The following is an 18126-nucleotide window of genomic DNA, read 5'->3' on the forward strand; positions in this document are numbered from 1 at the left end:
GGTGTGTGTCGCGCTGGCTTCAACGCTGGCGTCGTTTCCTTTTTAGAGAATCATCATGAATGTTGTAGTGGTGGAATCGCCTGCCAAGGCCAAGACGATCAATAAGTATCTGGGTCCGGGATACAAAGTGCTCGCCTCCTTCGGCCATGTGCGCGATCTGCCTGCCAAGGACGGCTCAGTTCTTCCTGATCAGGATTTCGAAATGCTTTGGGAGGTCGATAGCGCCTCCGCCAAGCGGATGAAGGACATTGCCGACGCGGTGAAGTCCGCCGATGGCCTGTTTCTCGCGACCGACCCGGATCGCGAAGGCGAAGCGATTTCCTGGCACGTCCTCGACATGCTGAACAAGAAGCGCGTGCTGAACGGAAAGCCGGTCAAGCGCGTCGTCTTCAATGCTATCACCAAGAAGGCGGTGCTCGACGCGATGGCCGATCCGCGCGACATCGACGTGCCGCTGGTCGATGCCTATCTCGCGCGGCGCGCGCTCGATTATCTCGTCGGCTTCAATCTTTCGCCGGTGCTGTGGCGCAAGCTGCCCGGCGCACGTTCGGCCGGCCGCGTCCAGTCGGTGGCGCTTCGCCTGGTATGCGACCGCGAATCCGAGATCGAGCGCTTCATCTCGGAAGAATACTGGAACATCTCGGCGCTGCTGAAGACGCCGCGCGGCGACGAGTTCGAGGCGAAATTGGTTTCGGCGAGCGGCAAGCGTTTGCAGCCGCGCGCAATCGGCAACGGCGAAGATGCCGGCCGGCTGAAGGCATTGCTCGAAGGTGCGAGCTACGTCGTCGACTCGGTCGAGGCGAAGCCGGTCAAGCGTAATCCCGGACCGCCGTTTACGACCTCGACGCTGCAACAGGCCGCCTCCTCCAACCTCGGCTTCTCGGCCTCGCGCACCATGCAGGTTGCCCAGAAGCTCTATGAGGGCGTCGATATCGGCGGCGAGACCGTTGGTCTCATCACCTATATGCGAACCGACGGCGTGCAGATGGCGCCCGAGGCGATCGACGCGGCGCGCAGCGCTATCGTCGACCAGTTCGGCGAGCGCTACATGCCGGAAAAGCCGCGTTTCTACTCGACCAAGGCGAAGAACGCCCAGGAGGCGCACGAGGCGATCCGTCCGACCGATTTCGACCGCTCGCCCGACCGTGTGCGCAAATTCCTCGATGCCGACCAGATCCGGCTCTACGAGCTGATCTGGAAGCGCGGCATTGCCAGCCAGATGGCGTCGGCCGAGATCGAGCGCACGACGGCTGAAATCACCGCCGACAACAAGGGCGAGAAAGCCGGGCTTCGCGCCGTCGGCTCCGTGATCCGCTTCGATGGTTTCATCGCCGCCTATACCGACCAGAAGGAAGATGGCGAGCAGAGCGACGACGGCGACGAGGATGGCCGCCTGCCGGAGATCAATGCGCGCGAGGCGCTCGCCAAGCAGAAGATCAATTCGACGCAGCATTTCACCGAACCGCCGCCACGCTATTCGGAAGCCTCGCTGATCAAGAAGATGGAAGAGCTCGGCATCGGCCGCCCCTCCACCTATGCCGCGACGCTCGCGACGCTGCGCGACCGCGACTATGTGACGATCGACAAGCGCAAGCTGATCCCGCAGGCCAAGGGCCGGCTGGTGACCGCTTTCCTCGAGAGCTTCTTCACCAAATATGTCGAATACGACTTCACCGCCGATCTCGAAGAGAAGCTCGACCGGATTTCCGCCGGCGAGCTGAACTGGAAGCAGGTGCTGCGCGATTTCTGGAAGGATTTTTTCGCCCAGATCGAGGACACCAAGGAACTGCGCGTCACCAACGTGCTCGATTCGCTGAACGAGGCGCTGGCACCCCTCGTCTTCCCGAAACGGGAGGACGGCAGCGACCCGCGCATCTGTCAGGTCTGCGGCACCGGCAACCTGTCGCTGAAGCTCGGCAAATACGGCGCCTTCGTCGGCTGCTCCAATTATCCGGACTGCAACTACACACGCCAGCTCTCCTCCGAAAACGGCGGAGATGCAGACGGTGCTGCGCTCAACGAGCCGAAGAACCTCGGCACCGATCCGACGACCGGCGAGGAGCTGACGCTGCGTTCCGGCCGCTTCGGCCCCTATATCCAGCGCGGCGACGGCAAGGAAGCCAAACGCGCTTCGCTGCCGAAGGGCTGGAAGCCCGAGGACATCGATTATGAAAAGGCGATGGCGCTGATCTCGCTGCCGCGCGATATCGGCAAACATCCCGAATCGGGCAAGATGATCTCGTCCGGCATCGGCCGCTATGGGCCGTTCCTCCTGCATGACGGTTCCTACGCCAATCTGGAAACCGTCGAGGACGTGTTCTCGGTCGGCCTCAACCGCGCCGTGACTGTTATCGCCGAAAAGGCGAAACAGGCCCCGGGCCGGGGTGCGCGCGGCACGCCGGCAGCGCTGAAGACGCTCGGCGATCATCCTGATGGCGGCGCCATCACCGTTCGCGACGGCAAGTACGGCCCTTATGTCAACTGGGGCAAGGTCAACGCCACACTGCCGAAGGGCAAGGATCCCCAGGCGATCACCGTCGAGGAGGCGCTTGCGCTGATCGCGGAGAAGGCCGGCAAGGCCCCTGCGGGCAAGGCTGCCAAGGCGAAAGCCAAGCCGAAGGCCGCAGCCGCCGAAGCCAAGAGCACCAAGACGGCCGCCAAACCGAAGGCAACGAAGGCGAAAGCGGCCGCGAAATCGAAAAAGGGCTGACGTGAGCAGAATACCGCGCGAGAGAACGAACCCTGCGGGCAAGCGCCCGGGCAAGACCGGCCGCACCGGCAAGGACGCTCCCGCCGTCGAGCCGCTGAACATCGTCCACGGCGCGCTGCCTTCGCGCGAGGTGATCCTGCGCTTCATCGCCGATCATCCGCAGAAAGCGTCCAAGCGTGAACTCGCCAAGGCTTTCGGCCTGAAAGGCGACAACCGCGTCGAGCTCAAGCACATGCTGCAGGAGCTCGAGCAGGAAGGCATGCTGCAGAAGAACCGCAAGTCGCTGATCCGGCCCGGTGCACTGCCGCCTGTCACCGTTCTCGATATCACCACGCGCGACAAGGACGGCGATCTGATCGGCCGGCCGGCGGAATGGCCGGAGGACCAGGGCGTAGCACCCGCCGTCGCCATCCGCCAGCAATCGCCCGCAGGCCGCCAGGGCAAGGGCAAGGCGCCCGTCGCCGGGCTCGGCGACCGCATCCTGGCGAAGATCTTCCCGGCTGTCGATCGCGGCGGGCCGGCCTATACGGCGCGGATCATCAAAGTGATCGACAGGCGCCGCGGCGCCTCGATGGGCGTTTTCCGCACAGCACCCGGCGGCGGCGGCCGGCTGCTGCCGATCGAACGGCGCGGCGAGGAGATGGTGATCGATCCCGACTTCACCGGCGGCGCCACGGACGGCGACCTGGTCGAAGTCGAAATCGCCCGTCTCGGCCGTTTCGGCCTGCCGCGCGCCAAGGTGCTTTCCGTCGTCGGTTCCGTCGGTTCGGAAAAGGCGATCTCGATGATCGCAATCCATGCGCATGGCATCCCGCATGTCTTCCCGCCGGCCGTTATCGCCGAGGCGGACGCAGCAAGGCCCGCCAGCATGTCGCATCGCGAGGATTGGCGCGACGTGCCGCTGATCACCATCGACCCCGCCGACGCCAAGGACCATGACGACGCCGTCTATGCCGAGCACGATCCCTCGCCCGACAATCCCGGCGGCGTCCTCGTCACCGTCGCGATCGCCGACGTCTCTTGGTATGTCCGACCCAATTCGCCGCTCGACCGCGAGGCGCTGAAGCGCGGCAACTCCGTCTATTTCCCCGATCGTGTCGTGCCGATGCTGCCCGAGCGCATCTCCAACGATCTCTGCTCGCTGAAGGAAGGCGTCGACCGCCCGGCGCTCGCCGTGCGCATGAGCTTTTCCGGGGAAGGCCGCAAGATCGGCCATACTTTCCATCGCATCATGATGAAGAGTGCCGCCAAGCTCTCCTACCAGCAGGCGCAGGCAGCCATCGACGGGAACCCGGACGATCAGACCGGACCGATGCTCGAGTCGATCCTGAAGCCGCTCTGGCACGCCTATGAGGTGATGAAGCGTGGACGCGACCGGCGCCAGCCGTTGGAACTCGATATGCCGGAGCGCAAAATCCTGCTGAAGGCCGACGGCACGGTCGACCGGGTCGTCGTGCCGCCACGGCTCGATGCGCATAAGCTGATCGAAGAGATGATGATCCAGGCGAACGTCTGCGCCGCCGAGACGCTCGAAAAGAAGCGTCAGCCGCTGATCTACCGCATCCATGACGGCCCGACCCTTGCCAAGCAGGAGATCCTGCGCGAGTTCCTGGCCACGCTCGGCATCTCGCTTGCCAAGGGCGGCAACATGCGCGCCAACAACTTCAACGGCATTCTGGCGAAGGCGGACGGCACGCCGCATCAGACCATGGTCAGCGAGATGGTGCTGCGTTCGCAGAGCCAGGCGATCTACGGCCCGGAGAATATCGGCCATTTCGGCCTCAACCTGATGAAATACGCCCACTTCACCTCGCCGATCCGCCGTTATGCCGACCTCATCGTGCATCGCGCCCTCGTCGGCTCGCTCGGCTTCGGCGAAGGCGGCATCACGCCCGAAGAAGAGGCAGCGCTCGACGATATCGCCGCCGAAATCTCGACCTTCGAGCGCCGGGCCATGGCAGCCGAGCGCGAAACCGTCGACCGGCTGATCGCGCATCACCTCAGCGGCCGCGTCGGCGAGGAATTTGCCGGGCGGATTTCGGGCGTGACGAAATCGGGGCTTTTTATCGCCCTGCCGGACTATGGTGCCGACGGTTTCGTTCCTATATCTACGCTCGGCAACGATTATTTCATCTATGACGAGGCGCATCAGGCACTCTCGGGTGAAAAGACCGGGCTTGGCTATCGCCTGGGCGACAGCGTCACCGTGAAACTTGCCGAAGCGATCCCGCTTGCCGGTGCACTGCGTTTCGAGATGATCAGCGAGGGCCGCGAAATGCCGGCGGCGATGCGCTCCTTCCACAAGGCGGGGCGCCGCGACAGGGGCCAGGTTCGCAAGAAGCCGGGAACGAGGCCGCCGCGCGGACGGCACTAAACTTTCAGATTGGCTCCCCGCGCTGTAGGTCCTTGTTTTCACGCGTGTCGTTATCGCGAAACCGCAGTACAGTTTGCGCGACATGTTTAGATCCGAAGAGGAACATGCGATGAGCACACCGACCGATCCGGTCGTCCGCTACGGCGATACGCCCGAGGTCGAGCGTCCGCTTGGGCGCTCCATCATGCGCGGGCTGATGAACCGCTGCCCGGCCTGCGGCAACGGCAAGCTCTTTCGCGCCTTCCTGAAGCCGGTCGATCATTGCGCCGCTTGCGGCGAGGCGATGCATCACCAACGCGCCGACGACCTGCCGCCCTATATCGTCATCCTCGTCCTCGGCCACGTCGTGGTCGGCGGCTATATGCTGACCGACCTGACTTTCGTGCTGCCGGTCTGGGTCCATCTGGCCATCTGGGCGCCGATCACCGTCATCACCGCGCTTGCCTCGATCCAGCCGATCAAGGGCGGGGTCATCGGCCTGCAATGGGCGCTGCGCATGCACGGCTTCGGTGGCGAGAGTGACGGTCCGGACGATTATGACATCCCCGGCCGGCCGAATTAGCGCCTTCACCTTCCAGACATATTTAACGTGTAGTGCCAGCCCTCCACCGACCACCACCCAAATGCGGGAGCCAACGATCCTCAAGACCTGACATGGTTAGCATTTCTTGCCCGAACGGGCTTTACATTCCGCAGATGGTCACTCACATCGGAAATACTGCGAAGCGGCATCCGTCACCTGGATTTGGCACGTCCGTGTCTATCTATCGGACGGGATCGGCCGATTCGTTCGCGCACCTCTCTAAGGATGGATAAATGTCTCAGCCGAGAACCGGCACACCGGGCGATGTCGAAGAAATCCATTGGCCTTCTCTGGTGGCAGCCATCTCGTCCATATCAGCCGTTGGCATAGCAATCGGCCTCGGTCTGCCCCTCCTCAGCATCATCCTCGAAAAACGCGGCATCTCGTCAACCCTGATCGGGCTCAACACGGCGATGGCCGGGGTCGCGGCGATGGCCGCCGCACCTGTTACCACCAAGCTCGCCCATAAATACGGCGTTGCGCCGACAATGATCTGGGCCGTGCTGATTTCAGCACTGAGCGCGCTCGGTTTCTATTACGCCCAGGATTTCTGGATGTGGTTTCCGCTGCGTTTCGCCTTCCACGGCGCGACGACGACGCTGTTCATCCTCTCCGAATTCTGGATCAACGCCGCTTCGCCGCCTTCCAAGCGCGGCTTTGTGCTCGGCATCTATGCGACGGTGCTTTCCCTTGGCTTCGCGGCCGGACCGCTGCTCTTTTCGATCCTCGGCAGCGACGGCATCTTCCCCTTCCTGATCGGCGCCGGCGCCATACTGCTTGCCGCCATCCCGATCTTCATCGCCCGCGACGAAAGCCCGGTGCTCGAGGAAAAACCGGAGCTGCATTTCATGCGCTACGTATTCCTGGTTCCGACGGCGACGGCAGCGGTCTTCATCTTCGGCGCTGTCGAAGCGGGCGGGCTGTCGCTTTTCCCGATCTTTGCCGTGCGCGCCCATTTCACCGAATCGCAGGCCGCACTTCTGCTCACCATGATGGGCGTCGGCAACGTCATCTTTCAGATCCCGCTCGGCCTGCTTTCCGACCGTATCGCCGACAAGCGGCCGCTTCTGGCCGGCATGGCGCTGATGGGCTTCATCGGCTCGATGATGTTGCCGCTGTTGCTCGACAACTGGCTGCTGATGGCCGGGCTCCTGCTTTTCTGGGGTGGCTGCGTCTCAGGCCTCTATACGGTCGGCCTCAGCCATCTCGGCTCGCGGCTGACGGGCTCCGATCTTGCCGCGGCCAATGCTGCCTTTGTCTTCTGTTATGCGATGGGAACCGTGGCCGGGCCGCAGGCGATCGGCGCAGCGATCGATGTCGCTGGAAATAACGGTTTTGCCTGGGCGATTGCCGCTTTCTTCGGTCTTTACGCCCTACTTTCCGGCGTCAGACTGATGTTCATTCGAAAACGGGCTTGACTTTTCGGGCGGGATTCGTAGTTTCGCGCCAGGATTTGCCGTGGAGCCCATCCGGCTTCCACGGCTTTCATTTTCTTAAAGGCAGGACGACCATGGCCAAGGCTACAACAATCAAGATCAAGCTGCTGTCGACGGCCGACACCGGTTTCTTCTACGTCACCACGAAGAACAGCCGCACGATGACGGACAAGATGACGAAGACGAAGTACGACCCGGTTGCGAAGAAGCATGTCGAGTTCAAGGAAACCAAGATCAAGTAATCACTTGGCCTGACGGATTTCAAAAAAAAGCGCGCGCCTTCGGGTTGCGCGCTTTTTATTGCCCTGATTAATCGTCTTTAAAAAAATGATAGCGCAAACAGACAAAACGCCGCCCTTCCATCTTCGGGAAGTGGCGGCGTTTTCGTGAAAGGGGGTCGGCCAGCATGCAAAACGGCACGAGGAACCGCTATAACTTGCCTACTAGCCGACCGACCCCACGACCCAGGAGATGCGGCGGACCTGAGCATCATGGGGTATCGACAACTCCTCAACGGGAGCGCTTCTCTTATGAGCCGATAATTTGCGCAAAAATGAAAGAAAATCAACAAATTCTTAATGATGAATTTTCTTATCTTGATTCTATGGTTAAAAGTCCAGATTTGGGACATACAAAGATTGATCGGCTCTGCTTGAGCTTGAAGCGTAGCACTTCACCCTTCGAAGAAATTCGACAATATAACTTAACAACTTACGCCTGCCCTCCCCTTACGTGAGGTGACGTCGCCGCAATCTATTTGGCCCTGTTGGCGGCAGGCATTTTTTATAGTCTTCGTTTCATTTTGAGCTACGGCCTGACACTCTCAAGACTATCTAGCGCCAACACATCCGGAGCAACGCGGCGAGTCCATTTTTGGGCTATTGAATTCCAAATTTTTCGCCCCGCGTTGCACAGGCGAAGATTAAAAATCGGTAACAATTGGCTTACCGCAGTGGAAAACCCGCAAATGGCGCCGTATGGCGGCAAGTGATTCGTCACGCGGCCGCGGCGACCACACGGTTTCGGCCGGTATTCTTGGCCTCGTAAAGAGCCAGATCCGCCTGTTTCATCAGCTGGTCCGGGGTCAGTACCGACGCAATACGCGAGGCGATGCCGAAGGAAGCCGTGACGTTCAGCGCTTCCCCAGAGTGTTTCAGCATGAAGGGAGCGTTTTCGATCGCCGCACGAAGGCGCTCGGCGACGGCGGCGGCAATTTCCGGCGAGGTGTCGGGCATCACGACAACGAATTCTTCACCACCGTAGCGGCAGGCGAGATCGGCGCCGCGGATGGTCGAACGGACGCGATTTGAAAATTCCCGCAGCACCTCGTCGCCGCCGTCATGGCCGTAGGTGTCGTTCACTTGCTTGAAGCGGTCGATATCGGTGATCAGCACCGAAAGCGGCCTGCCCCGCGCCATCGAACGGTTGAAGAGCACGTTGAGGTGATTGTCGAGATAGCGCCGGTTATAAAGGCCGGTCAGCGGATCGGTCACGGCAAGCTCGATCGTCTGCTTGACGCTGGCGCGCAGGCGGTCGTTGTAGCGCTTGCGGCGGATCTGCGTCAGGCTGCGGGCAACCAGTTCGTTCGGATCGACTGGGCGGATGATGTAGTCGTTGACGCCGAGATCGAGCGCGCGCACGACCATCTCGTCAGCGCCCTGCTCTGTGATGATCAGGATCGGCAGGAAACGGGTGCGCTCCAGCGAGCGCAGCTGCGAACAGAGGCGAAGCGGATCGTAATCGTCGAAGTTGGCGTTGACGATGACGAGATCAAACGCGCTTTCGGCCGCCTCGAAGAGGGCGGCCTGCGGATCGGAGAGGGCAAGGACGTCGGCGACGGGCTTCAGCGCCTTGATGATGCGCTCCTGCGAATTGGCGCGGCCGTCGACGAGCAGGACCTGAGCTGTCTCGTCGGCGCGGCCTTCGCCCGCCCGCGTGAGGTCGTCGATGCCCATCGTATGGGCGGTGTCGGCGCGGATGCGCAGCTCATCACTCAACGTCTTCAGCCGTAGCAGGCTCTTCACCCGGGAGATCAGCTGCAGATCGTTGACCGGCTTGGTGAGAAAATCGTCAGCGCCAGCCTTCAGGCCGCGTACGCGATCGGTCGGCTGGTCGAGCGCGGTGACCATGACGACTGGAATATGGGCAGTCCTCTGGCTGGCCTTCAGCCGCTCGCAGACCTCGAAACCATCTATGCCGGGCATCATGATGTCGAGCAGGATGAGATCGACTTGGTTGCGCTCGCAGATCGCCAGTGCCGTGTAGCCGTCGGCTGCGGTCATCACGTCGAAATACTCCGCAAGCAGCCGCGCTTCGAGCAGCTTCACGTTGGCCGGAATATCGTCAACCACCAGTATTCGCGCAGTCATAAGCGTCTTTCCGATGCGTCAGGCATCGCCCAGATAGGTCTTGATCGTCTCGATGAATTTCGGAACCGAGATAGGCTTGGAAACATAGGCCTCGCAGCCGCCCTGGCGGATCCGCTCCTCGTCCCCCTTCATCGCGAAAGCCGTAACGGCGATGACGGGAATCACGTGCAACTCGTCGTCTTCCTTCAGCCATTTCGTGACTTCGAGGCCGGAGACTTCGGGAAGCTGAATATCCATCAGGATAAGGTCGGGGCGATGCTTGCGCGCCAGATCGAGCGCCTCCATACCGTTTCTGGTCTGGATCGTCGTATAACCGGACGCCTCGATGAGGTCGCGAAAGAGCTTCATGTTGAGCTCGTTATCTTCTACAATCATCACCTGTTTGGGCATGACAAGCTGTCCCTACGTCCGTTCGCGCAGCGGTTCGTCCCATGAGAAAGGCACATGCGGACAAAAGCTGCGTGAAACCGATAGTGCACGCTACCGGTATTTGGTTGAAGAAAAGGTAACTTACCCAGCGAAATGCAAAGCAACTTCAAGACTTCGAAACAACAGGCCGCCGACCCGCACGAGACGGCGATCGCCGTGCTCGGCTGGCTTGCCGACGATCCCGACATGTTCGGCCGCTTTCTTGCCCTGACGGGTGTAGCGCCCGGCCAAGTGCGCAACGCCGTCGACGATCCCGGATTCCTCGCCGGCATGATGGATTTCCTGATGAACCATGAACCGACGGCGATGGCCTTCTGCGCGGCGAGCGGGATCAGCCCGGAGACCGTGACGGCGGCCTGGCGGCATTTCTCTTCGCCGGGCCTCGATTCCGGAGAATACTGACCGTGACCTCCGGGGAATTCGACATCTCGCATATCCGCCTCGGCGAACGGCCGTTGATCGTCTGCGACGTCGACAACGTCGTGCTGCAGTTCATCGGTCCCTTCCAGCTTTTCCTTCAGAGCCAGGGCCACGCGTTTCTGCCGCGATCGTTCCGGCTGCACGGCAACATCGTCTCGCAAGCCGACGGCGCGGAGATCGAGGATCAAGAGGTCAGCCGGCTGATCGAGGAATTCTTCGATGCCCAAGAGCTGTGGCAGACGCCGCTCGACCGCGTCGTCGAAACGCTCGACCGGCTTTCGGAAGAGGCCGATGTACTTTTCCTGACAGCCATGCAGCCGCGGTTCCAGAACCAGCGTCGTCGCCTGCTCGATAGGATGGGCCTCGTCTTTCCGCTGCTTGCCACCGAACAACCCAAGGGGCCGATCGTTCACGCATTGCATGCCAGCCGCTCCCTTCCCGTCGTCTTCATCGATGATATGGCGCGCAATCTGCATTCCGTTAGGGATCACGTCGCCGATTGCCTGCTGATTCACCTGATGCCGAACTCGCCCGTCCATCGTTTCGCACCGGCCGCCGCTGACGACATCGCCCGCGCCACCGACTGGACGCATGCGGCCGAGCTGATCGAGGCGCATTTTGTTTCCGGCACCTTCACGCACGCAGTTCCAGCCGCATGAGCGGACGGCCGTCCTTGCGCCGTGCTACCGTCTCGAAACCGGCGGCATCGAAGATCGCCGTCGAGCCGATGCAGAGCGTCACGGATTTCGACTGCTTCACATGATCGATCGGACAGGCTTCGAGCAGCCGCGCTCCCTGGCGCCGAGCATGGTCGATCGCCCCGGCGAGCAGGTGGTGGCTCATTCCCTTGCCGCGCAGTTTGGGCAGCAGGAAGAAGCAACTGACGGCCCAGATGGATGGATCATGCGCATCGCCCTCCTCCTGCGGCCGCGAGACGGTGCGCGGCGAATTGAACTGCGGCACGTCGTGGCGCGGCCCGACCTGCACCCAGGCGACCGGCGCGCCGTCGGCATAACAGAGGATGCCAGGCGGCGGACCCGCCTTGATCCGCTCCCGCATATGCGCCTTGCGCTCGTTGGCCGCCATCTTGGTCCTCACCGCATGTGGCAGGCGCAACGCGACGCACCAGCAGTTATAGAAGCCACCCTGCGGCCCGAACACGGTTTCGAAGTCATCCCAGCGTTCTGGCGTTACCGGCTCGAAACGAAGATCGTTATCCAAAGGCAAAGCTTCCACCCTATCTTGTGACTCGGAAGCTTAAGGCGTAACCTCACAATGTTCAATCTTTGTTCCCATGATGACGCCCACGCCTGACAAGACACCCGGCTTCTGTCGCGACTGCCTTGCCGAGCAGAAGGGCGAGGCGCGCCGTTGCGTTTCCTGCGGCAGCCCCCGTCTCGTGCGCCACCGCGAACTCTACGCCTTGACGCTTGCGCATATCGATTGCGACGCCTTTTACGCAGCGGTGGAGAAACGCGACAATCCGGAACTTGCCGACAAGCCCGTCATCATCGGCGGCGGCAAACGCGGCGTCGTCTCCACCGCCTGCTATATCGCCCGCATCCACGGCGTGCGTTCGGCCATGCCGATGTTCAAGGCGCTGGAAGCCTGCCCGCAGGCGATCGTCATCCGTCCCGACATGGAAAAATATGTCAGGGTCGGGCGCGAGGTGCGCGCATTGATGCAAGAGTTGACGCCGCTGGTGCAGCCGCTTTCGATCGACGAGGCCTTCCTGGAGCTTGGCGGCACGGAGAGGCTGCATCACGATCCGCCGGCGCGCACGCTGGCCAGATTCGCCCGTCGCATCGAAAGGGAGATTGGCATCACCGTTTCGGTCGGGCTTTCCTATTGCAAATTCCTCGCCAAGGTCGCTTCCGATCTGCAGAAGCCACGCGGTTTTTCGGTCATCGGCCGCGAGGAAGCGGTCGAGTTCCTGGCACCGCGTCCCGTCACCACGATCTGGGGCGTCGGCAAAGCCTTTGCGGCGACGCTGGAGGCGGACGGCATCCGCACCATCAGCCAGTTGCAGCAGATGGAAGAAAGCGACCTGATGCGCCGCTACGGCAGTATCGGCCAACGGCTCGCACGGCTGTCGCGCGGCATCGACGACCGCGAGGTGCATCTCAACGATGCGGCCAAGAGCGTATCGGCCGAGACGACCTTCTTCGACGACATCTCGCGTTATGACGATCTGGTGCCGATCCTGCGCAACCTTTCCGAAAAGGTGTCCTGGCGGCTGAAGAAAAACGACATTGCCGGCCAGACCGTGGTGCTGAAGATGAAAAGCGCCGATTTCAAATCGCGCACCCGCAACCGCAAGCTCGAAGACCCGACCCAGCTTGCCGACAGGATCTTCCGCACCGGGCTCGAGCTTCTCGAAAAAGAGACTGATGGTACGAAGTTCCGCCTGATCGGCATCGGCGTCACCGATCTCGGCGACACCACCCGCGCCGATCCGCCCGATCTGATCGACCAGCAATCGGGCCGGCGGGCGGCAGCCGAAGCGGCGATGGACAAGCTGCGCGACAAGTTCGGCAAGAAGACGGTCGAGACCGGCTACACCTTCGGCAGCGGCAAGCGCGATCACTAAAGCGTGAGGCCTATCGACGATCCGGCCTATAAAATCTTCCTTAAACTTCGTCCCATAATGTGCCGGGCAAGTATTGCGTATGGTTGGGTATCATGTTCTCGCGTCTCGTCTTCGGCCTCGGCTTGCTGTCGGCCACCGCACTCGTGCACCCTGCTCTTGCCGCGGATGCGCGCACGCTGCAGATCATCGTCTCGAAGGACAAGCAGTCGCTTGCGGTCTATGATGGCACCGAGGTCGTTGCGACCTCGAAGGTCTCGACCGGCAAGGACGGCCACACGACGCCGAGCGGCATCTTTTCGGTGCTGGAAAAGCAGAAATACCACGAATCCAATCTCTATTCCAACGCCCCGATGCCGTTCATGCAAAGGCTGACCTGGTCCGGCATCGCCCTGCACGAATCCAATTCGGTGCCGCGTTATCCGGCCTCGCATGGCTGCGTACGCATGCCCGGCGCCTTCGCAAAAATGCTCTATGGGATGACCGACCGCGGTGTCCCCGTCATTATCAGCGACGGTGAACTGGCGCCGCAACCGATCGACCATCCGACACTTTTTCATCCGGATGCACCGGCGGCGATGCCGCTGCTTTCGGATGTCGAACTGCGGCCCTCCATGCCCCACAGCCCCGAGAAGCCGGTGCAGGTGGCGATGAACGACACGGCTGCGATGCCGATGCCGGCAGCGCCGCCGATTGCAGCACCCGAACCCGAGCCGCCGTCCGAGCCGATCAGCATGCTTGTTACGCGCCGGACGCTGCGCGAGACGGTGATCGACATCCAGACCCTGCTCAACAAGCTCGGCTTTTCCGCCGGCAATCCGGACGGCTTGCTCGGTCCGTCGACGGTGCAGGCGATCAAGGCTTTCAAGACATTGCGGCCGACGGAATTCGCCGCCGACAGGAACCTGGTCTCCGACACGCTCCTCAGGGAAGTCTATGCCGCGGCTGGCAAGGGTGAGCCGCCGAACGGCGTCATCATGGTGCGGCAGGCCTTCAAGCCCCTCTTCGAAGCGCCGGTGACGATCGCCGATCCGGGACTGGCGCTCGGCACGCATTTCTTCACGTTGCATGCCGTCGATGCAAAGGCCGGCACAGCGGACTGGCTCGGCATCACGCTCATGAACAATCTCTCCCGCGAGGCGATGAAGCGGCTCGGCATCACCAATCAGGAAAGCTCGATCATCACAGGCAAGCCGATCGCCCGTGCGCTCAGCCGGATTACCATCCCCGACGAGACCCGCCGCATGATCGACGCCCTCATCGCGCCGGGCTCGACGCTGACGATCTCCGATACCGGCCTCGGCCGGGAGACCGGCGAAGGCACGGATTTCATCACGATCACCCGCGGGTAATCAGACGAGCTCGACGTCGACGACGCCGGGCGCGGCGCGAAGGGCGGCGGCGATCTCCGGCGTGATGCGGTATTTCTCCGACAGCGCCACTTCCACCTCGCGTTTGCCATCCTCCTTGATGACGATGAAGGAGACGAGGCCGTCGCCCTTGGCGTTCAGATGGGCGGCGACCATCCTCAGCGGTCCGGAATCTCGGACATAGACGCGCAGCGCCTTCTGCATCTGCAGCGACTTTTCCTCCAGCGACTGGATCGTCTGGATGCGCAGGCCGATACCCTCCGGCCGCTCCTCGCCCGTCGCGGTCAGCACGAAGGATTTTCCCGATTCGAGCACGTCGCGATACTGGTTCAGCATTTCCGAAAACAGCACCGCTTCGAACTGGCCCGAAGAATCCGAAAAGACGATGATGCCCATCTTGTTGCCGGTGCGGGTCTTGCGCTCCTGCTTCGAGATGACCGTACCGGCAAGCCGCGCATTGGCCGCGCCCTGTTTGATGGCGGCAGAAAATTCGGCAAAGGTCTGCACCCGCATCTTCTGCAAGATGTTGTTGTAGGAATCGAGCGGGTGGGCCGTCAGATAGAAGCCCAGCACCTGGAATTCCTTGAGCAGCCGCTCGGAGGGGAGCCAGGGCGAGAACGGCGGCAAAGAGATCTTCTCGGGCCCCGACGTCAGCGTACTGCCGAAAATGTCCGACTGGCCGCTCAGCTTGTTCTCCTGGGCACGCTGGGCATAACCGAGAACACGGTCGAGGCCGGCTGCCAGCTGGGCGCGGTCCATGTCGAAACAATCGAAGGCGCCGGCATAGATCAGGCTTTCGAGCACGCGACGATTGACCTGGCGCGGATCGATGCGCAGGCAGAAATCCTCAATACTGGCAAAGGGCTTGTCGCCACGCACCTCGACGATATGGTCGACGGCGGATTCGCCGACGCCCTTGAGGGCGGCGAGCGCGTAATAGATGCGGTTGTCTCCGGTCTCGAAATGGCGGAAGGAGCTCTGCACCGAGGGCGCGATCACCTCGATGCCGAGGCGCTTGGCGTCCTGGCGGAAATCATTGACCTTTTCCGTGTTGGACATGTCGAGCGTCATCGAGGCGGCGAGGAATTCGACCGGATAATGCGCCTTCATGTAGGCCGTCTGGTAGGAGACGATGGCATAGGCGGCGGCATGCGACTTGTTGAAGCCGTAATTGGCGAACTTCGCCAGCAGCTCGAAGATATTGTCGGCCTGCGGTTTCGACACACCATTCTTGACGGCGCCAACGACGAAGCGTTCGCGCTGCTGGTCCATCTCGGCCTTGATCTTCTTACCCATGGCGCGACGCAGAAGATCGGCTTCGCCCAGAGAATAGCCTGATAGTACCTGGGCGATCTGCATCACCTGTTCCTGATAGACGATGACGCCTTGCGTTTCCTTGAGCAGGTGGTCGATCATCGGATGGATCGATTCCAGCTCTTCGTCGCCGTGCTTGCGGGCATTGTAGGTCGGGATATTCTCCATCGGGCCCGGACGATAGAGCGCCACCAGCGCGATGATGTCCTCGATGCAGTCCGGCTTCATGCCGATCAGCGCCTTGCGCATGCCTGCACTTTCCACCTGGAACACGCCGACCGTCTCGCCGCGCGACAGCATCTCGTAGGTCTTCTTGTCGTCGAGAGGAATGGCTGCGAGATCGACCTTGATACCGAGCTTGGCGACGAAATCGACTGCGACCTTCAGCACGGTCAGCGTCTTCAGGCCGAGGAAGTCGAACTTGACGAGGCCCGCCTGCTCCACCCATTTCATGTTGAACTGGGTGACCGGCATGTCCGAACGCGGATCGCGATACATCGGCACCAGTTTGGAAAGCGGCCGGTCGCCGATGACGATGCCGGCGGCATGGGTCGAGGCATGGCGGTAAAGCCCCTCGATCTTCTGGGCGATGTCGAGCAGGCGCGCGACAACCGGTTCCTTTGCCGCCTCCTCCTGCAGCTTCGGCTCCTCCTCGATCGCCTTGGAGAGCGGCGTCGGATTGGCGGGATTGTTCGGCACGAGTTTGCAGATCTTGTCGACCTGGCCATAGGGCATCTCAAGCACGCGGCCGACATCGCGAAGGGCGGCGCGTGCCTGCAGCGAACCGAAAGTGATGATCTGCGCCACCTGCTCGCGGCCATATTTGGCCTGGACGTAGCGGATCACCTCTTCGCGGCGGTCCTGGCAGAAGTCGATGTCGAAGTCGGGCATCGAGACGCGTTCCGGATTGAGGAAGCGCTCGAAGAGCAGCGAAAAACGCAAGGGATCGACGTCGGTGATCGTCAATGCATAGGCGACCAGCGAACCGGCGCCCGAACCGCGGCCGGGACCGACCGGAATGTCATGCTGCTTGGCCCATTTGATGAAGTCGGCAACGATCAGGAAGTAGCCAGGGAAACGCATGCGCTCGATGACGCTGAGTTCGAAATCCAGCCGTTCGCGATAATCCCTTTCCTCGTAACCCGGCGACATGCCGAGCGTTGCAAGCCGCATGTCCAGGCCTTCGACCGCCTGGCGGCGCAGCTCGCTCGCCTCGGCGCGTTCGGCCTCCTCGGCATCGTCGGTCGCACCGGTGAAGCGTGGCAGGATCGGCTTTCGCGTCTTCAGCACGAAGGAGCAGCGGGTGGCGATCTCGATTGTATTTTCCAGCGCTTCCGGCAGGTCGGCGAAGAGCTTGACCATCTCGGCCCGGCTCTTCAGATAGTGATCCGGCGTCAGGCGAAAGCGGCTGTCGTCGGAGACGATGGCATTGTGCGCGACCGCCATCAGCGCATCATGGGCGTCGTAATCGTCGCGGGTCGGAAAGAATGCCTCGTTGGTCGCAACCAGCGGCAGGTCGTGGGCATAGGCGAGCCCGATAATCTTCTGCTCGTGCCGCTTGTCGTAGGTGCCGTGGCGCTGCAGCTCGACATAGAGCCTGTCGCCGAAGAGGCGCTTCAGCGTGAGCAACCGGACTTCCGCCTGAGCGGGATGGCCTTCCTTGATCGCCACGTCGACCGGCCCGGTCAAGGCACCGCTCAATGCGATCAGCCCTTCCGTGCCTGCCTCCTCCAGCCAGGAGGCGCTGATATGAACGGCCTGGTTGCTCTCGCCGCCGAGATAGGCCCGGCTGACGAGATCGACCAGCCGTTCGTAACCGGCATCCGTCGCGGCGAGAAGAACGATCGACGGCAGCTTGACCAGGGCCTGCTGGCCGCCGCGCTTTTCCGTTTCCAGCCCGTCTTCCATGTCGATCGAGACCTGGCAGCCGATGATCGGCTGCAGGCCTTCCTCCATCGCCTTCTGGGAGAATTCGAGGGCGACGAACAGATTGTTGGTGTCGGTAATCGCAATCGCCGGCTGGCTGTCGCCGGTCGCCTTGTAGAGGATCTTCTTCAGCGGCAGGGCGCCCTCGAGAAGCGAATAGGCGGAATGGACCCTCAGGTGGATGAAACCCGGCGTGCCGCCGGTCGCCTCACCCGTTGAACCCTTTGCCGTATCCGCCATGACATGCCTTCCCAATCACCCGAATGAATCGGACGCATTGTCGGCATAGAGGGCGATGATGTCCAGAAGAAGTCTCGGGTCCGGACCGCATGATTACCACGCGGTCCCCTGAAAACTTTAGAGCGCCATGACGATGAGCGAGAAGCTGGCAACGAACATTGCGATGGAGGTGAATGCTGCGATATCACGGATCATGTCAGTCATCGGGCTCTCCTTTACTCGTTATGTTTTCAATTTGTTCCATGTATGTTCTGTTGTCAACAGGAATCTTTTCCTTCTTTCTTGTGTTTGAAAATCCCAGGAAATAGGCGCCGAATCGGCTAAGGGGCCGCGCTCGACGTGATCGGCAGCAGCGTTGCCTTTCCCGA

General features: G+C 61.6%; 13 protein-coding genes. 9 read left to right on the top strand and 4 right to left on the bottom strand.

Features of this window, described 5'->3' with window-relative positions; translation table 11 throughout:
- Window positions 1-55: 55 nt before the first annotated feature.
- From topA to rpmG, 5 genes are all read left to right on the top strand, one after another.
- Window positions 56-2710 (top strand): type I DNA topoisomerase, encoded by a 2655-nt coding sequence (gene topA / locus OLZ32_RS18545; protein WP_017991042.1) that lies wholly within the window; start codon window positions 56-58, stop codon window positions 2708-2710.
- 1 nt (window position 2711) lies between these two features.
- Window positions 2712-5084, top strand: coding sequence for a ribonuclease R (gene rnr, locus OLZ32_RS18550; protein WP_264421981.1), 2373 nt, complete (start codon window positions 2712-2714; stop codon window positions 5082-5084).
- A 109-nt stretch (window positions 5085-5193) separates the two neighbouring features.
- Window positions 5194-5646, top strand: coding sequence for a DUF983 domain-containing protein (locus OLZ32_RS18555; RefSeq protein WP_003547451.1), 453 nt, complete (start codon window positions 5194-5196; stop codon window positions 5644-5646).
- A gap of 254 nt (window positions 5647-5900) precedes the next feature.
- A complete protein-coding gene (locus tag OLZ32_RS18560) occupies window positions 5901-7085 on the top strand; it encodes an MFS transporter (protein ID WP_003547444.1) in 1185 nt (394 codons plus the stop codon).
- Between the two features lie 92 nt (window positions 7086-7177).
- Window positions 7178-7345 carry a 50S ribosomal protein L33 gene (gene rpmG, locus OLZ32_RS18565; protein ID WP_003547442.1) on the top strand — a complete coding sequence of 56 codons (168 nt, stop codon included), beginning with the start codon at window positions 7178-7180 and terminating at the stop codon, window positions 7343-7345.
- Window positions 7346-8098: 753 nt separating this feature from the next.
- Here the strand turns inward: rpmG and OLZ32_RS18570 are convergent.
- A complete protein-coding gene (locus tag OLZ32_RS18570) occupies window positions 8099-9472 on the bottom strand; it encodes a PleD family two-component system response regulator (protein ID WP_264421983.1) in 1374 nt (457 codons plus the stop codon).
- An 18-nt stretch (window positions 9473-9490) separates the two neighbouring features.
- Window positions 9491-9862, bottom strand: coding sequence for a response regulator (locus tag OLZ32_RS18575; RefSeq protein ID WP_003547430.1), 372 nt, complete (start codon window positions 9860-9862; stop codon window positions 9491-9493).
- A gap of 132 nt (window positions 9863-9994) precedes the next feature.
- Here OLZ32_RS18575 and OLZ32_RS18580 point away from each other — a divergent pair, with 132 nt between their 5' ends.
- Both OLZ32_RS18580 and OLZ32_RS18585 read left to right on the top strand, forming a co-directional pair.
- On the top strand, window positions 9995-10303 hold the full coding sequence (locus tag OLZ32_RS18580) for a DUF3572 domain-containing protein (RefSeq protein ID WP_003547422.1): 309 nt from the start codon (window positions 9995-9997) through the stop codon (window positions 10301-10303).
- Window positions 10304-10305: 2 nt separating this feature from the next.
- Window positions 10306-10980: a hypothetical protein gene (locus tag OLZ32_RS18585; RefSeq protein WP_264421986.1), complete on the top strand. Its 675-nt coding sequence runs from the start codon at window positions 10306-10308 to the stop codon at window positions 10978-10980.
- Here OLZ32_RS18585 and OLZ32_RS18590 read toward each other — a convergent pair.
- Window positions 10955-11542 carry a GNAT family N-acetyltransferase gene (locus tag OLZ32_RS18590; RefSeq protein WP_003547419.1) on the bottom strand — a complete coding sequence of 196 codons (588 nt, stop codon included), beginning with the start codon at window positions 11540-11542 and terminating at the stop codon, window positions 10955-10957. The genes OLZ32_RS18585 and OLZ32_RS18590 overlap by 26 nt on opposite strands.
- Window positions 11543-11618: 76 nt before the next feature.
- Here OLZ32_RS18590 and OLZ32_RS18595 point away from each other — a divergent pair, with 76 nt between their 5' ends.
- On the top strand, window positions 11619-12911 hold the full coding sequence (locus OLZ32_RS18595; protein WP_264422089.1) for a DNA polymerase IV: 1293 nt from the start codon (window positions 11619-11621) through the stop codon (window positions 12909-12911).
- Window positions 12912-13003: 92 nt separating this feature from the next.
- On the top strand, window positions 13004-14260 hold the full coding sequence (locus OLZ32_RS18600) for a L,D-transpeptidase family protein (protein WP_264421988.1): 1257 nt from the start codon (window positions 13004-13006) through the stop codon (window positions 14258-14260).
- On the opposite strand, the gene dnaE is transcribed toward OLZ32_RS18600, so the two are convergent.
- A complete protein-coding gene (gene dnaE, locus OLZ32_RS18605) occupies window positions 14261-17758 on the bottom strand; it encodes a DNA polymerase III subunit alpha (RefSeq protein ID WP_264421990.1) in 3498 nt (1165 codons plus the stop codon).
- Window positions 17759-18126: the final 368 nt, after the last annotated feature.

Source organism: Rhizobium acaciae, from assembly GCF_025941625.1.
In the GTDB taxonomy this organism is placed as follows: Bacteria; Pseudomonadota; Alphaproteobacteria; order Rhizobiales; family Rhizobiaceae; genus Rhizobium; species Rhizobium acaciae.

Excerpts from the sequence above, each read along its gene's own strand:
- topA (WP_017991042.1), top strand. The coding sequence starts at position 56 with ATGAATGTTGTAGTGGTGGAATCGCCTGCCAAGGCCAAGACGATCAAT.
- OLZ32_RS18555 (WP_003547451.1), top strand. The coding sequence starts at position 5,194 with ATGAGCACACCGACCGATCCGGTCGTCCGCTACGGCGATACGCCCGAG.
- OLZ32_RS18560 (WP_003547444.1), top strand. The coding sequence starts at position 5,901 with ATGTCTCAGCCGAGAACCGGCACACCGGGCGATGTCGAAGAAATCCAT.
- rpmG (WP_003547442.1), top strand. The coding sequence starts at position 7,178 with ATGGCCAAGGCTACAACAATCAAGATCAAGCTGCTGTCGACGGCCGAC.
- OLZ32_RS18570 (WP_264421983.1), bottom strand. The coding sequence starts at position 9,472 with ATGACTGCGCGAATACTGGTGGTTGACGATATTCCGGCCAACGTGAAG.
- OLZ32_RS18575 (WP_003547430.1), bottom strand. The coding sequence starts at position 9,862 with ATGCCCAAACAGGTGATGATTGTAGAAGATAACGAGCTCAACATGAAG.
- OLZ32_RS18580 (WP_003547422.1), top strand. The coding sequence starts at position 9,995 with ATGCAAAGCAACTTCAAGACTTCGAAACAACAGGCCGCCGACCCGCAC.
- OLZ32_RS18595 (WP_264422089.1), top strand. The coding sequence starts at position 11,619 with ATGACGCCCACGCCTGACAAGACACCCGGCTTCTGTCGCGACTGCCTT.
- OLZ32_RS18600 (WP_264421988.1), top strand. The coding sequence starts at position 13,004 with ATGTTCTCGCGTCTCGTCTTCGGCCTCGGCTTGCTGTCGGCCACCGCA.
- dnaE (WP_264421990.1), bottom strand. The coding sequence starts at position 17,758 with ATGGCGGATACGGCAAAGGGTTCAACGGGTGAGGCGACCGGCGGCACG.